Raw genomic sequence first — 14,018 nt, 5'->3', positions numbered from 1 at the left:
TATGTTTGATTATCGAAATAATTTAAAAAGAATTCTGAATCAAGTTTCAGGAGACGCTCAATCGTTGCGCAATGGTTTAGCGGCAATTAAAGCAATTTTGAATATGGCAGATGATGTGCCCAATAGTGAGTTTGATAGTCTGACTCATGACAAGAAACAGGCTAAGCTTGAGTTAGCAATAAATAACTTGCTTACTAATCTGACAACATTAATAATCACTCCAGGAGATATTCAGGCTAAAAATAAGGCTCTTAAGGCTGTACACCAGTTACAAATGTCTCAGCAGAATGAAAATTATCAGCAAACTTTTTCTCATTTGGAACAAGCAATTAAACAATCACAAACAACTAAAGAAGTCATCAACAAAAAAGTGTTTCAACAGGCTTTACAGCCTAAAAAGCAAGTTAAACGTGATTACCGAAAGGGGCACCGCTATACCGTAATTCGCTTATTATCGGGCTGTGACTTAGTAAACGATAGTAACCGGTGTGTTTTTACACTAAAGGAATCGCAAATTCACGATTTAAATTTAAAAAGTGGTGACATTGTTGAAGCAGTAGCTGAAAAAGCTAATTCATATTATGAAGCTGAGATTTTACGAGTTGTCGGGTTTCGCCAATTACCTAAGTTGGAAGTCGATTCGATTTCTATCTTTAAATACGCGGTTGTTCAGGGAAGACCGGGACACTTAGCAATTAGTCGCAATATTAGTGGCAAAAAATTACGGATTCGTGGGAAAACCATTCTTCTACCAGTAGATGCTAGTAATTTTCAAGAGAAAAATGTTCAACTTGAAGATGGCTCGATTGTTGACTTGGCCTGGTATGATGGCGATGTGAATTTAAAGAAAAATCCTGCTATGGCAATTCAAATTCGCTGGGTATATGATCTTGATGCTCCTCAAACGGCTAAACACGCAAGCAAAAAGAAACAGCATCATGATGAAGACGCTACATCGTTAACTAAGTTGGATATGGATTTACATTATCAACGGGTCGGAATTGCAATCGGTAATAATCAAAATGAAGCCTTGCTTGAAGGTATTGTCAAACGTTACCACGGGATTCCACAAGCAATAGACGCTTTTGAAGGCAAAAAGAAAACCATTGAAAAACAGATACAGAATTTAGATATTGTTATTTTGATAACGGCATTTGCGGCTCATGATAGTACTTGGAATATTCGCGAATTTGCAAGTAAGTATAATGTTAAATTTGCTGTTAGTTCAAGTAAGGGATACCAAGCATTTGAACGAGCACTTTATCGTGCTGAAAAGGGTATGCCTGCATATGAAGGAAATCAGAGTTTGGAATATAAGATCGAAAAGTAAGTTTTGTTTCTTAACTAATTTTGGGATTAATTAATGAAGTAGATGAGTTTGCCGATAGTTGATAAATAATGATAAATTTTATTACCGTTTTAAATTCATTAAGAAAGCTTTTGGTTTTTGCATATTTCTTGAATAAAATAATTGTTTTTCGGTACAATAATTAATAACGTTTTATGAGAGGAAGATGAGATGCAAACAAATAAACACTCACATACTTGGCAGTACTGGCTATTTTTCTTGGCTGGATTAGAAATAATTACCGTTGCTATTAATTTCTTTTATGCCCCCATCAATGTGGCGGCTGGAGGATCAACCGGTATTTCAATTTTAGTGGATGCGGTATGGGGAATTAATCGTTCGCTAACGGTTTTTATAGTTAATTCCTTAATGCTTATTTTAGCGGTTGTGTTTTTGGGTAAAGCAACTTTCAAAAAAGTTGCACTAGGTAGTTTGCTTTTACCAGTATTAATGGCAATTACTCCCAGCTTTAAATTGACCTCAAATAATATGCTTGCGGTAATTTATGGCGGGGTACTGATGGGCATTGGTGTTTCAATGCTGTATCGCATTAATGCATCGTCTGGAGGCACAACCATCCCCCCATTAATTATCAAAAAATATTTCTTTGTTGATCCTGCAATGTCACTGATGGCAATTGATATGGTGATTATTGTGTTAAATATTTTTGTTGATGGAACCGAGGCCTTTTTATTGGCTGCCTTTTCCCAAATCATTACAACTATTACGATGCGCTACGCTGAAACGGGCTTTGACAAGAAATTTCAGGTTCGTATTATGAGTAATGAAAAACTTGATAAAATTAAAACGATGCTTCAAAAAGATTATGATGGCTTGACTGTTTATAATGTAGTTGGCGGCTATAGTGATGAAAATAAGCAACAGTTAGTTATCATCGTTGATACTAATGAATACGGACAATTAGTTTCTAAGGCACGCGAAATTGATAGCGAAGCCTTTATTGTTACTGAAAATGTTGCTAAGGTTCATGGCGGTAAGTGGCAAATTTAAACTAGTTGTTAAATACTTATCGAAATTTGTTTTTTCATTGATAAATTGGTTCAGTAGGAGTATGATAAAGTGGTTGTATTTGTGGAAACCTCCACATCTGCAACCGCACATTTTGGGGTCTGAAGCCTTTAGATAACTAAGCACCTCAATTGGCGAGTCTAAGTATTTTTTTGGAGGGTTGTAATGTACGCAATTATTAAAACCGGCGGTAAGCAATACAAAGTTGCTGAAGGCGATAATATTTTTGTAGAGAAACTTGATGTTGAAGAAGGCAAAGAAATTACTTTTGATGAAGTGATTTTAGTTGCTGACGGCAAGGATGTTAAGGTTGGTGCCCCGTTAGTTAAGGGTGCTAAGGTTATTGCTAAAGTTGAAAAGCAAGGTAAGGAAAAGAAAGTTGTGACTTTCAAGTACAAGCCTAAGAAGCACTCACATTCAAAATATGGTCACCGTCAACCTTATACTAAGGTTGCAGTTGAAAAGATTGAACTAGGCTAGAGGTGAAATGATTATGAATATGAATATTTTAGATCTTAAATTATTTGCCCACCACAAGGGTGGAGGTTCTACTGCCAATGGTCGTAACTCAGCTGGTCGTCGTCTAGGCGCGAAGGCTGCAGATGGTCAAACTATCCACGCAGGTACGATTATTTATCGTCAACGTGGTACTAAGATTCACCCAGGCAAGAATGTTGGTCAAGGTGGAGATGACACTTTATTTGCATTAGTAAATGGTGTTGTTAAATTTGAACGGATGGATAAGTATAGAAAGCAAGTTTCTGTAATTCCAGTCGAAGAAGAAGCTAAGTAAGTTAGTTCTTAATAAGAAGACGAAAAGCATGTGCTTCTCGTCTTTTTTATGCGTTTAAAGATTTATTATAAAAATACTTAAATAGTAGTTTTTAACAAAACCTTAGCGGTAAAATAAACTCAGGTATTTACTAATTAGGGGAGTTTATGATGGATCAAACAGATAAATTATTGACACTTTTAGGTCGACGTATTTCAGAAGTGACTAAGTTGATTAAAGACCGTGGAGCTGATAGTCTTCTTATTTTTAATCAAGCAAATTATCGCTACTTGACAAATTTTACCGGTGAAGAGGCGCAACTCATTTTAACTGCACGAGGAGACAGAATCCTATTGTCTGACTCGCGCTTTAAAGACCAAATTAAGGCTCAAGCGCCAGGCAAATTAAAAGTGGTTATGAAGCGAAATGATCAAATTCAAGAGATTAGTAATCAGCTCAAAGCAGCCGGTTTAACAAAGGTTTTGGTTGAGGGAGAAGCTATTTCAGCTGTTGAATTTGCTAATTTACAAAAATTTAACCCACAAATTGACTTTGAACTCTGTGAAGAGCTAGTTGAACAAGTTCGAAATATTAAAGATGAAATTGAACTTGCAGCCTTAAAGCAAGCGATCGAAATTTCAATGATTAGTTTCAAAGAAATTCTACCGATGATTAAACCTGGGGTAAGTGAACGTGAAATTGGTGCTAAATTAGATTATTTATTTAAGATTCATGGCGGAGACGGACCAAGTTTTGAAACCATTATTGCTTCAGGCGTTCGTTCTGCTTGGGCTCATGGTGTTGCCAGCGATAAAAAAATCGCAAAAGGTGATTTGGTTGTAATTGATTTCGGTGCCTTTTACCATGGTTATGCAGCCGATATTACGCGCACCGTTGCAGTTGGTCAGGTTGATTCTGAGTTACAAAAAATTTACGGTATCGTTCATGAAGCCCAAAAACGGGGAATTGCAGCTGCAGTTGTCGGTAATTGCGGTAGTGATGTTGATAAAGCAGCTCGTGACTACATTAAAGAGCAAGGCTATGGTCAGTATTTTGGTCATGGTATCGGTCATGGTATTGGTTTAGAAATTCACGAATTATGCCAACCTGCACTACCTTTTGGTAAGCAAAAATTAATTAATAAGATGGTTCACACGGTTGAACCAGGCATTTATTTGCCGAATAAAGGTGGGGTTAGAATTGAGGATGACATTTTGATTAATGATCAATCGCCGCAATTATTGTCAACTTTGCCTAAGGATGAATTAATTTCTTTATAAAAGTTAAAGATTATTTATAGTAAAATCACGTATGAATTGGTAAGATATTATTATGGAGATGAGGTAGTTAATATGACAATGATTTCAGTTAACGAGTTTAAGAATGGTTTGACCATTAAATACAACAATGATTTATGGCGAATCGTTGAATTTCAGCATGTTAAGCCCGGAAAAGGAAGTGCCTTTGTTCGTTCAAAGCTTAAGAGCTTAAATACTGGTGCTGTTCAAGAATATACTTTCCGTTCAACAGCAAAAGTTGAGACCGCCGAAATTGAAACTAAGAGTATGCAATATTTATACAATGATGGTTCAAACTATGTTTTCATGGATACAACCACTTATGATCAATTGGCAATCCCGGATACTCAAGTTGAAGAAGAGGCCAAATTTTTGAAAGAAAATATGGACGTAAGTGTTATTATGCATGAAGGAAAGACTTTGGGAATCCAATTGCCTAACACTGTTGAATTAACAGTTGCTAAAACTGAGCCAAATATTAAAGGTGATACTTCCTCTGGCGGTGGTAAACCTGCAACAATGGAAACAGGCTTGGTTGTTAACGTACCTTTCTTTATTAACGAAGGCGATGCATTAATAATTAATACTGTCGACGGGACATACGTATCTCGCGCAAATAAGTAGTTTTTCGAGGTAAATAAAATGGCAGATAGTTCAAAAATTGTCTTAGATGATAAAAATAACGGCGAAGAAATCGAAATAGATTCAAGTGTTCTTGAAGTTATCATGGGCATTGCTGCCGAAAAAGTTGAAGGAATTGCTGGGCTTCATGGCAGTGTAAAATCAGGCATTAATCGTGTTTTGGGACGTGAAAATCATGGTAAGGGAATTACGGTTAAGCTTGATGATGAACATAACTTGATTGCTGATGTTTATGTTAGCGTTGTTGCCGGTAGTTATGTTCCCAAAGTTGCTATGGATTTGCAAAATTCACTGAGACAGCAAGTGTTGCAAATGACTGACTTAAATCTTAAAGAAATTAATGTTCATGTTGTAGGCTTGGTATTTCCAGATGAAGAGCATGATGAAAGCGGAACGTCCCAGTTGTTCTCTGACATTGATGAAAAGAGTAAAAATGAATCAACACCAGAGTCGTAGAATTGCAATGCAGGCAGTATACTTGGCGAATCAAGATCTTGAGTCTACTCCTGCTGAAGTTGAAATTAAAACTGTTAAGATGCTTAATCTGAAAGAACTTTCTGCTTATTCAAAAACTATTATTGAAGGCGTGATTGAAAAGCGGGATGAATTAAAGGGATCGTTAGCCATTTATCTTAAACAGAACTGGCGAATTGATCGAATTAATCAAATATTGCTTGCAATTTTGGAAGTTGCTTTGTTTGAAATTAAGTATAGCACTGAAATTGAACCCAAAGCAGCGGTCAACGAAGCACTAAATTTATGCGATGAATTTGCAGATCCAAAAGATAAACCTTTTATCAATGGTATGTTGGCAAACTTTATCCCAAAATAACTAATAGTCGGCCGTAGAGCCGACTATTTTTGTAGAAAAGGAATTAGTTATAAGCTATGGGGCAAATCCTAGACGGGAAAGCATTAGCAGACCTGCGTAGTATCAAGCTTAAAGAAAAAGTTGCTATTTTAAAACAAAATGGAATAAATCCGCTATTTTGCGTAATTAATATTGGTAATGATTTAAGTAGTAAAATATACTTGCGCTCAAAGAAAAAGCGTGCAACTGAGATTGGTATTAAGCAAAATATCTATCAACTATCTGAAAATGTAACACAAGAAAACTTATTGGCATTAATTGATCGTTTAAATTTAGATGATCGCGTTAATGGGATAATGATTCAATTACCTGTTCCCGATCAGATTAACTTGAATGAAGCACTTGCAAAGATTAGTCCATCAAAAGATGTTGATTGTCTAACTCCTGCCAATATTGGCAGGTTATGGCGAGGGGATCATTTTGTAGAGCCCGCAACAGCACATGGCATTTTAGCCCTATTAAATTATTATCGAATTGAGTTAAGGGGCAAGAATGTAGTTATTATTGGTAGAAGCAGTATTGTCGGCAAACCGCTAGCGGCTTTAATGCTTGAACAAGATGCAACTGTATCAATATTGCATCAGAAAACTAAAAATCTTGAGCAATATACCAAGAGAGCAGATATTCTTGTATCAGCAGCTGGTCAAGCAAACTTAGTTACAGCCGAAATGGTAAAAAAGGGTGCTGTTGTAATTGATGTTGGGATTAATCAAGTTAATGGTAAAACTGTTGGGGATGTTGATTTTGACAATGTAGCACCTAAAACCAGTTTTATCACCCCAGTTCCGGGCGGAATCGGTCCTTTAACAGTCGAATCGCTAATGGAACAAGTCGTTAGATTAACAAGGAGGGAAAATGTCAGATAATAAATATTTAACTGTTACAGATTTAAACTACTATATTACCCAAAAGTTTAAAAATGACCCGTATCTACATAAGGTTTTTCTTCAAGGTGAACTCTCTAATTTTCGCTATCGTCGAAATTCGCATCAGTATTTTTCATTAAAAGATGAAAAGTCAAAAATAAATGTTGTGATGTTTCGCTCACATTTTGATAAGGTTAAATTTAAACCTGAGGAGGGAATGAAGGTTTATATAACTGGATATGTCAATGTTTATGGTCCACAAGGCTCGTATCAATTTTATGCTGAATCGATGGAACCTGCCGGTTTGGGAGCTTTATATGAGCAACTTAGACAGTTACAACAAAAATTAGCTGATGAGGGTTTATTTGATCAAAGTCATAAGCGCCCCATTCCTCATTTTCCGGATCGAATTGCGGTAATTACTAGCGCATCTGGAGCAGTAATTCATGATATATTAGTTACTGTCAATCGACGTTTTCCTCATGCACAAGTTGATCTTTTCCCAGCACAGGTTCAAGGAGAGCGAGCAGCAGATTCACTTGTTGATGCAATGAATCAAATTAACTCTAGCGGTGATAAGTATGATGTTTTAATTATTGGACGTGGGGGCGGTTCGCTTGAGGACTTATGGCCTTTTAATGAAGAAAAAGTCGTTCGTCAAGTTTATGCAATGGCAATGCCCGTCATTTCTTCAGTAGGTCATGAAACCGATACTACACTCTGTGATTTAGTAGCTGATGTTCGGGCAGCTACACCAACTGCCGCAGCAGAATACGCTACGCCAAATTTACCAACTGAGCTAGCAAATATTCATCAAATGCAGAGCAGTCTATTAGCAAGTATTCAGAATATGATTCGGCTTAGGCGAGAAGCATTAACTCGAATCACTAATTCTGTAGTTATGCGTGAACCAACTAGGCTTTATGATGAGCAAGTTCAAACTTTAGACCTTTTGCGTAGCAGACTTCATAGCAGTATGACACATCATTTAGAACATGATCGACAAGAATATGAGTTGTTACAACAACGGTTATTGACTAATAAACCAGATCAAAAAGCAGAAAAATTACTTCAACAGGAAACTTTCTATTATCAAAAATTAATAGCAAATATGCAAAATCTTTTGCAAGAAAAACATCATCAGCTTGCTCAAACTGGACAACAGCTAGATGACTATAGTCCGCTTAAAACATTGGATCGTGGTTATGCTTATGTAGTTAATAATCAAAAACAAGCAGTTAGTTCAATTGAACAACTCAAGAAAAACGATGAGGTTAAACTGCACCTAAAAAATGGAGTCGCAACTGCAATTATTAAATCGACTAGGAGAATAAAAAATGCCAACAAAGAAGAATAATTTTGAAGAAGAATTACAACAATTGCAAGAAATTGTTAGTAATTTGGAAAATGGAAACGTCGCATTAGAAGATGCGCTTAAAGAATTTCAGACAGGAGTGAAGCTAAGTCAAGATTTAAACCAAAGATTAACTGATGCTGAAGAAACTGTGGCAAAGTTAATTGAAAGTGATGGTACAGAACATAAGTTGGATCCAAATAATGCAGCAGCACCGGAAGAATAAAATGATATTTAAGGAATTTAGAACAAAATGGACTCCAGAGATAGATAATTTTCTAAAAAAACATTTGGAGCAGGAAATTAACAATAAAACAATGAGTCAAATTATGTCTTATTCAGTAATGGCTGGGGGTAAGCGCCTGCGTCCCTTGTTATTTTTGGCAACTGTAGATGCCTTGGATAAACGGATTAGCGAAAAAGAGATTCGATTAGCTTGTGGAATAGAATTGATTCATACCTATTCGTTAATTCACGATGACCTGCCAGCAATGGATAATGATGATTATCGGCGTGGCAAGTTAACCAGTCATAAAAAGTGGGGTGAGGCAGAAGCAGTTTTAGCAGGTGATGCTTTATTGCCGTTAGGCATACAATGGATTGCTCAAGCAAGTAATTCAGCTGAAATAGTTGAAATTATTACAAAAGCAGTCGGAGTAAATGGAATGGTTGGTGGTCAATATTTAGATATTGATTCAACAAATAATGCAAGCGTTGCAGATGATACCGATTTGATTAATGAAATGGAATGGCTGAAAACGGGGTGCCTTATAAAAGCCTGCGTTGAAATGGCAATTGTTTATTCTAATGTTGATGATTTACGAAAAGATGCCCTGCTTAAATTTGCACAAGATTTTGGTCGTTCATATCAGATATATGATGATTTGGTTGATATTGTTGAAACACCTGAAGAAGCTGGGAAAATGACACATAAAGATCAGAAAAATGGCAAAAATAATACATTAACCATGCTAGGAGTTAAGCACAGCAAGCAAAAATTACGACAACTGATGGAGCATGCACAAAAGAGCTTAAAAATTTTAGATAGTTCGGTTTTATCCGGTTTTCTCAACTTATATCAAAAGGTATTATAATGGATAAAGAAAGAGCAGATGTTTTATTAACAAAACAAGGCTTGTTTAATTCCCGTACGCAAGCACAACGAGCAATTATGGCCGGACTTGTTTGCGATCATAACCATCAAAGAATTGATAAGAGTGGTACAAGTTTTCCTATCAATGAACAATTTTTTATTAAAGATTTAGGAAAAAAGTATGTTTCTAGAGGCGGATTTAAACTTGAAAAAGCTTTAGAATCATTTGAAATTAATTTGTCTGATAAAATTTGCCTTGATATTGGCGCTTCTACTGGTGGTTTTACTGATGTTGCCTTACAAAATAAAGCTAAATTGGTTTATGCTTTGGATGTTGGTTATAATCAACTCGCATGGCAGTTGCGGGATGATCCACGTGTTGTTGTCATGGAAAAACAAAATTTTCGTTACAGTATGCCGAAAGATTTTACAAAAGGGTTACCTGATTTTGCTATGACTGATGTTTCATTCATTTCACTTGATTTAATCATGCCACCAATGTACGAAATTTTAAAAGATCATTGTGATGCCGTATGTTTGATTAAGCCCCAGTTTGAAGCAGGTCCTGAAAAAGTTGGTAAACACGGAATTGTGACAGATCATCAAGTTCATTGTGCTGTGATTGAACATACAATTAAACAGGCTTTAGAAATTGGTTTTAATGTCCTTGATGTTGATTATTCGCCAATTAAAGGTGGTAAAGGCAACATTGAGTTTTTAATTCATTTACAAAAAGATTTGGCAACTGGTGGGAGACTGCTTTGGTCGCAAACTCCAGCAGAAATCGTTGAAAAAGCAGTTGCAGGGCTATAGGAGAAAGCTATGTTGGTTGAACTGGATATTAAGAACTTTGCAATTATCAAGGCATTGAAGGTTCGCTTTCAAGAAAACATGACCGTTTTAATTGGTGAAACTGGCGCAGGCAAGTCGATCATCATTGATGCAGTTTCATTATTAATGGGTGGTCGTGGTCAAAAAGAAATGGTGCGAAGTGGTGAAAAGAAAGCTGTAATAACTGGGTTGTTTGAAGTTGATGAACAAGCACCCAAAATTGCTGAAATTTGTGAACAATATGGTTTACCTGAAGCAGATAATCAGTTAATTATTAGTCGCGAATTAGCAGTTAAAGGTCGCAGTGTTGTTCGAATTAATGGTCAGTTGACTACGATTAATGTTCTTCGTGAATTAGGAAATTATCTGGTTGATATTCATGGCCAAAATGATCAACAAGTTTTAATGGATCAAGAACGACAAATTGACTTAGTTGATAATTATGCTCCAGCTGAATTCAAGAAGAAGTTAGGGGAATATCAATCTGATTTTAGAACATGGCATGACCTGTCGGATAGGTTAACTCATTTACGTAATGATGCGCAAGAGCTTGCCCAAAAGCAGGATATTTTAACTTTTCAAAACGATGAATTAATGGCTGCCAACTTAACAGATCCAGATGAAGATGAACAACTTGAAGAAGAATATAATGAGCTAAATAATTATCAAAAGATTGTTGATACGGCGTCGTATTTAATGCAACTTTATGATGATGAAGATCATGGGATTGAATCTCTTGTGGGGAACGCACAAACTGCAGCAAATGAACTCTCTGAATACGGGACAAAGTTTAAAGATATTGCTAAAACTATTGATGATGGTGTTTTTGCATTAAGTGATGCACGAGGCGAATTATCTAATGTGATGGATGAATTAGATTTTGATGAAGAGCGATTTCAATATGTTTCTAGTAGACTTGATTTACTTAATTCACTTAAGAAAAAATATGGACCAACCTTAAACGATGTTTTTGTGTTTTATGAAAAAGTTCAAAAAGAACTAAGTCAATTTGAAACTGGGGGACTAGATGAAGAAAAATTGCGAAAACGGCTTAAAGATGTAGAGACACGGTTAACACATGAAGCTGGTTACTTACATCAAGTCAGAAAAGAGATAGCACAGAAACTAGAAGCAAAAATCAAATTAGAATTGTCTGATTTATACATGGCTAAGTCACGGTTTGTGATTGTTTTATCGCCAACCACTACTTTTACCAAAAAAGGAACTGATCGAGTAATTTTCTTGATTTCTCCTAATCCTGGTGAAAATTTGATGCCATTAGTCAAAGTTGTTTCAGGTGGTGAACAATCACGTTTGATTTTAGCCTTAAAAACGATTTTCAGTAGAGTTGAACCAGTTGGTACAATGATTTTTGATGAAATTGATACAGGGGTTTCTGGACGTGTTTCCGCAGCAATTGGCAAAAAATTACATTCAATTGGTAAAAATAAGCAAGTAATTGCAATTACACATTCTCCTCAAGTGGCTGCAGCAAGTGATCAGAAATATCTTGTTGCTAAAAAAGTTGAAGATGGTGCTACTTATACGCAGATTGGACCACTTACTCAAGAAGAAACAGTTACCGCGATTGCAGAAATGATGGCAGGAAGCGACGTAACACAGGCAGCAAAACAAAATGCTGAAGACTTAATGAGAAGTTTTAAAGAGGAGTAATCAAAGTGCAGATTACGGAAAAGATAACATTAAATTCACAAGAATTGGTAAACTGTCAAAAACTGATTGAAAAGGTTCATCGATTTGATCAGACATATTCTGATCCGTATTTAAGTAATGCTTATAATTATTTTGAGCAAATGCCGACTTTTGTTTTAGCATATGTTGGTCAAAAATTAGTTGGCTTAGTAATGTTATATGCTGATGAAAAGCCTAATGATTTGGTTGATGTGTATGTATTAGTGGATCCGGACTTTCGAAGACAACAAATTGCTAGCAAAATGATTGATGATGCCCAAAAAATTTTAAATAAATATGGCTATACTAATTTTTGTTTTCCATGTGAAGAAAATTTTCTCAACCGAAATCCTCAATTTTTGGCTAAAACCCATTTAAACTTAATCAATGATGCTGAATATAATATGGCAACAAAACAGCCAACTAAAATTAAGCAAACAGACCATTTGAATCAAGTATTAACAATTGCCAATCTTAGAAAACGGGACATTGAGCAAGTTGCTCAATTGCAGAGTAGAGCATTTGGTGAGAGTTTATCTTCTTCAACTAAATATATTGCGCAAAGTTTAGCTAATGATCAAATCAAAAGTTTCATTTTACTTTTTAATGATGAAATTGTAGGTTATTGTGCTGTAGATAGAGGAAAAGTTGATTATCTCTTTGGTTTTTTTATTGCTGATAAGTGGCAGAAACAAGGTTTTGGTAGCTACTTTATCAAAAAAATAATGGAGCTTTTACAAGAACAAGGCTCACAAAAGTTTGTACTTGATGTTGAAGTAGATAATCATTGTGCAATCCAAGCCTATAAAAATGCTGGATTTAAGATAAGAAGTAAAAATATTTATTTAAAACAGTAACAACCCTTTTCTAAGTACGGAAAAAATAAAAATGCGGAAATATTTTCGCATTTTTAGTTAACAGTAAAGTTAAATTTAATTCAAGCTAAATCGACTCTAAAAATAGTGTCAAGATCTATTATTCTAAGCAGTTTTTTATTCATTGAAGATAAAACGAATTTTCCAGGTGAAATTTGTTTAGTAATTTGACCAATTTCACTTGATCCGTCTTGGTAACTTAATAAGACAAAAGCATGGTGAAGTAAAGCAAATTCAAGTGTTGAAAGAATCTCACTGTAATATTGATTATAGATGCTTAGTTTGTCGTTGTCATATTCAAATAGGTAATGATAAACTTTTTTAAATGAATTCTTCATTAATTCCGCCTCAATTTTCGAACGCATGTTTGTTTAAAGTTATTATACGAACATTTGTTCAAGAAAACAAGTTTTTTGTTAAAAAACTTCTTAACTTGAAAATATCTTTCTTTTAGTGCAAACTAGATGTAATAGCTTTTTATAGGGGAGTATGGCATGACAGAAAAAGGTTTGTTACTTGTCCTTTCGGGTCCTTCTGGAGTAGGAAAAGGAACCGTTAAAAGTGCAATCGTTGAGAATCAGGTTTTTCCATTTGAGTATTCAGTTTCAATGACAACTAGAAAACCTAGACCTGGCGAAGTTGATGGCGAAGATTATTTTTTTGTGAGTAAAGAACGATTTAAGCAAGCTATTAATCAGGGAGAGCTTTTAGAATATAATCGTTATGTCAATAATTATTATGGCACACCCCTTGCTCCAGTGAGAAAAATGTTGGATGAGGGTAAGGATGTTTTACTAGAAATTGATGTCAATGGTGCGCAAAAAGTACGTAAGCAAATGCCTGACGGCGTGTTTATTTTTCTAACACCACCTGATTTACATACTTTACATCTACGGCTGGAAAATCGCGGTACAGAGTCAGAGGATGTGATCATGGGTCGCATTAAACAAGCACGTCAAGAAATTCTAGTAATGCAAGACTATGATTATGCAGTTGTTAATGATACTGTTGCTAATGCTGTTGATCACATTAAGGCAATTGTCGATGCCGAACATGTTAGTGTTAACCGTGTAATTGACACATATCGTAAAATGGTCAGAGAGGATTAAAAATGAGAGTTACATATCCATCAATTGATAAATTGTTAGATCGCGTTGATTCGCGTTATTCGTTGTCGGTACTTGCTGCTAAAAGAGCACATGAACTAGAAGCGGGTGAGCCTGAAGCATTGAAAAAGTATAAGGCACTTAAACCTGTTGGAAGAGCTTTAGAGGAAATTGAGGCTGGTAAGGTTACAGTTGATTCAAATCACTCAGCCCAATAATAATTGTCCAAAGTTATGACCTT

Annotated in this window: 18 protein-coding genes and 1 other annotated feature; of the genes, 17 read left to right on the top strand and 1 reads right to left on the bottom strand. The window is 35.6% G+C overall.

Going from position 1 to position 14,018, the window contains the following annotated elements; genetic code table 11:
* Position 1: 1 nt before the first annotated feature.
* From F5ESL0246_RS05155 to F5ESL0246_RS05085, 15 genes are all read left to right on the top strand, one after another.
* A complete protein-coding gene (locus tag F5ESL0246_RS05155; protein WP_122018452.1) occupies positions 2–1,330 on the top strand; it encodes a DUF2325 domain-containing protein in 1,329 nt (442 codons plus the stop codon).
* A gap of 189 nt (positions 1,331–1,519) precedes the next feature.
* Positions 1,520–2,359 (top strand): YitT family protein, encoded by an 840-nt coding sequence (locus tag F5ESL0246_RS05150; protein WP_122018451.1) that lies wholly within the window; start codon positions 1,520–1,522, stop codon positions 2,357–2,359.
* Between the two features lie 91 nt (positions 2,360–2,450).
* Positions 2,451–2,529, top strand: a sequence feature (ribosomal protein L21 leader region).
* 13 nt (positions 2,530–2,542) lie between these two features.
* Positions 2,543–2,857 carry a 50S ribosomal protein L21 gene (rplU, locus tag F5ESL0246_RS05145; protein ID WP_122018450.1) on the top strand — a complete coding sequence of 105 codons (315 nt, stop codon included), beginning with the start codon at positions 2,543–2,545 and terminating at the stop codon, positions 2,855–2,857.
* 19 nt (positions 2,858–2,876) lie between these two features.
* Entirely contained in the window at positions 2,877–3,170 is a 294-nt protein-coding gene (gene rpmA / locus F5ESL0246_RS05140) for a 50S ribosomal protein L27 (protein ID WP_122018571.1), read from the top strand.
* 149 nt (positions 3,171–3,319) lie between these two features.
* Positions 3,320–4,429, top strand: coding sequence for a Xaa-Pro peptidase family protein (locus F5ESL0246_RS05135; protein ID WP_122018449.1), 1,110 nt, complete (start codon positions 3,320–3,322; stop codon positions 4,427–4,429).
* Between the two features lie 72 nt (positions 4,430–4,501).
* Positions 4,502–5,071, top strand: a complete 570-nt coding sequence (gene efp / locus F5ESL0246_RS05130; protein WP_122018448.1) for an elongation factor P — start codon at positions 4,502–4,504, stop codon at positions 5,069–5,071.
* A gap of 18 nt (positions 5,072–5,089) precedes the next feature.
* A complete protein-coding gene (locus F5ESL0246_RS05125) occupies positions 5,090–5,545 on the top strand; it encodes an Asp23/Gls24 family envelope stress response protein (protein WP_122018447.1) in 456 nt (151 codons plus the stop codon).
* The gene (nusB, locus tag F5ESL0246_RS05120) at positions 5,523–5,921 is read left to right on the top strand and encodes a transcription antitermination factor NusB (RefSeq protein ID WP_122018446.1); all 399 of its coding nucleotides are present in this window, start codon (positions 5,523–5,525) and stop codon (positions 5,919–5,921) included. Before F5ESL0246_RS05125 ends, nusB begins: the two co-directional genes overlap by 23 nt.
* A 56-nt stretch (positions 5,922–5,977) precedes the next feature.
* Positions 5,978–6,826, top strand: a complete 849-nt coding sequence (locus F5ESL0246_RS05115; protein WP_122018445.1) for a tetrahydrofolate dehydrogenase/cyclohydrolase catalytic domain-containing protein — start codon at positions 5,978–5,980, stop codon at positions 6,824–6,826.
* Entirely contained in the window at positions 6,816–8,183 is a 1,368-nt protein-coding gene (gene xseA, locus F5ESL0246_RS05110; RefSeq protein ID WP_122018444.1) for an exodeoxyribonuclease VII large subunit, read from the top strand. Before F5ESL0246_RS05115 ends, xseA begins: the two co-directional genes overlap by 11 nt.
* Positions 8,164–8,406, top strand: coding sequence for an exodeoxyribonuclease VII small subunit (locus F5ESL0246_RS05105; protein WP_122018443.1), 243 nt, complete (start codon positions 8,164–8,166; stop codon positions 8,404–8,406). Before xseA ends, F5ESL0246_RS05105 begins: the two co-directional genes overlap by 20 nt.
* Position 8,407: 1 nt before the next feature.
* Complete coding sequence (locus F5ESL0246_RS05100; protein ID WP_122018442.1) at positions 8,408–9,274, top strand: polyprenyl synthetase family protein; 867 nt, start codon at positions 8,408–8,410, stop codon at positions 9,272–9,274.
* A complete protein-coding gene (locus tag F5ESL0246_RS05095; RefSeq protein WP_122018441.1) occupies positions 9,274–10,086 on the top strand; it encodes a TlyA family RNA methyltransferase in 813 nt (270 codons plus the stop codon). Before F5ESL0246_RS05100 ends, F5ESL0246_RS05095 begins: the two co-directional genes overlap by 1 nt.
* Before the next feature lie 9 nt (positions 10,087–10,095).
* Positions 10,096–11,778: a DNA repair protein RecN gene (gene recN / locus F5ESL0246_RS05090; RefSeq protein ID WP_122018440.1), complete on the top strand. Its 1,683-nt coding sequence runs from the start codon at positions 10,096–10,098 to the stop codon at positions 11,776–11,778.
* A 5-nt stretch (positions 11,779–11,783) separates the two neighbouring features.
* Positions 11,784–12,653 (top strand): GNAT family N-acetyltransferase, encoded by an 870-nt coding sequence (locus tag F5ESL0246_RS05085; RefSeq protein WP_122018439.1) that lies wholly within the window; start codon positions 11,784–11,786, stop codon positions 12,651–12,653.
* An 80-nt stretch (positions 12,654–12,733) separates the two neighbouring features.
* Here F5ESL0246_RS05085 and F5ESL0246_RS05080 read toward each other — a convergent pair whose 3' ends face one another.
* On the bottom strand, positions 12,734–13,009 hold the full coding sequence (locus F5ESL0246_RS05080) for a hypothetical protein (protein WP_122018438.1): 276 nt from the start codon (positions 13,007–13,009) through the stop codon (positions 12,734–12,736).
* Between the two features lie 156 nt (positions 13,010–13,165).
* Between F5ESL0246_RS05080 and gmk the strand changes: the two genes are divergently transcribed.
* Both gmk and rpoZ read left to right on the top strand, forming a co-directional pair.
* Complete coding sequence (gmk, locus tag F5ESL0246_RS05075) at positions 13,166–13,780, top strand: guanylate kinase (RefSeq protein WP_122018437.1); 615 nt, start codon at positions 13,166–13,168, stop codon at positions 13,778–13,780.
* 2 nt (positions 13,781–13,782) lie between these two features.
* Positions 13,783–13,995, top strand: a complete 213-nt coding sequence (gene rpoZ, locus F5ESL0246_RS05070) for a DNA-directed RNA polymerase subunit omega (protein ID WP_122018436.1) — start codon at positions 13,783–13,785, stop codon at positions 13,993–13,995.
* The last annotated feature ends 23 nt before the right edge of the window (positions 13,996–14,018 follow it).

It is taken from the genome of Lactobacillus sp. ESL0246 (assembly GCF_003692965.1).
Lineage (GTDB): Bacteria > Bacillota > Bacilli > Lactobacillales > Lactobacillaceae > Lactobacillus.
The sequence above is the reverse complement of the archived record's forward strand: the minus strand, read 5'-3'. Positions and strand labels throughout refer to the sequence as shown.

Bases quoted from the DNA above. Each gene is read 5' to 3' on its own strand.
- F5ESL0246_RS05155 (WP_122018452.1), top strand. From the start codon at position 2: ATGTTTGATTATCGAAATAATTTAAAAAGAATTCTGAATCAAGTTTCA.
- F5ESL0246_RS05150 (WP_122018451.1), top strand. From the start codon at position 1,520: ATGCAAACAAATAAACACTCACATACTTGGCAGTACTGGCTATTTTTC.
- rplU (WP_122018450.1), top strand. From the start codon at position 2,543: ATGTACGCAATTATTAAAACCGGCGGTAAGCAATACAAAGTTGCTGAA.
- rpmA (WP_122018571.1), top strand. From the start codon at position 2,877: ATGAATATTTTAGATCTTAAATTATTTGCCCACCACAAGGGTGGAGGT.
- F5ESL0246_RS05135 (WP_122018449.1), top strand. From the start codon at position 3,320: ATGGATCAAACAGATAAATTATTGACACTTTTAGGTCGACGTATTTCA.
- efp (WP_122018448.1), top strand. From the start codon at position 4,502: ATGACAATGATTTCAGTTAACGAGTTTAAGAATGGTTTGACCATTAAA.
- F5ESL0246_RS05125 (WP_122018447.1), top strand. From the start codon at position 5,090: ATGGCAGATAGTTCAAAAATTGTCTTAGATGATAAAAATAACGGCGAA.
- nusB (WP_122018446.1), top strand. From the start codon at position 5,523: ATGAATCAACACCAGAGTCGTAGAATTGCAATGCAGGCAGTATACTTG.
- F5ESL0246_RS05115 (WP_122018445.1), top strand. From the start codon at position 5,978: ATGGGGCAAATCCTAGACGGGAAAGCATTAGCAGACCTGCGTAGTATC.
- xseA (WP_122018444.1), top strand. From the start codon at position 6,816: ATGTCAGATAATAAATATTTAACTGTTACAGATTTAAACTACTATATT.
- F5ESL0246_RS05105 (WP_122018443.1), top strand. From the start codon at position 8,164: ATGCCAACAAAGAAGAATAATTTTGAAGAAGAATTACAACAATTGCAA.
- F5ESL0246_RS05100 (WP_122018442.1), top strand. From the start codon at position 8,408: ATGATATTTAAGGAATTTAGAACAAAATGGACTCCAGAGATAGATAAT.
- F5ESL0246_RS05095 (WP_122018441.1), top strand. From the start codon at position 9,274: ATGGATAAAGAAAGAGCAGATGTTTTATTAACAAAACAAGGCTTGTTT.
- recN (WP_122018440.1), top strand. From the start codon at position 10,096: ATGTTGGTTGAACTGGATATTAAGAACTTTGCAATTATCAAGGCATTG.
- F5ESL0246_RS05080 (WP_122018438.1), bottom strand. From the start codon at position 13,009: ATGAAGAATTCATTTAAAAAAGTTTATCATTACCTATTTGAATATGAC.
- gmk (WP_122018437.1), top strand. From the start codon at position 13,166: ATGACAGAAAAAGGTTTGTTACTTGTCCTTTCGGGTCCTTCTGGAGTA.
- rpoZ (WP_122018436.1), top strand. From the start codon at position 13,783: ATGAGAGTTACATATCCATCAATTGATAAATTGTTAGATCGCGTTGAT.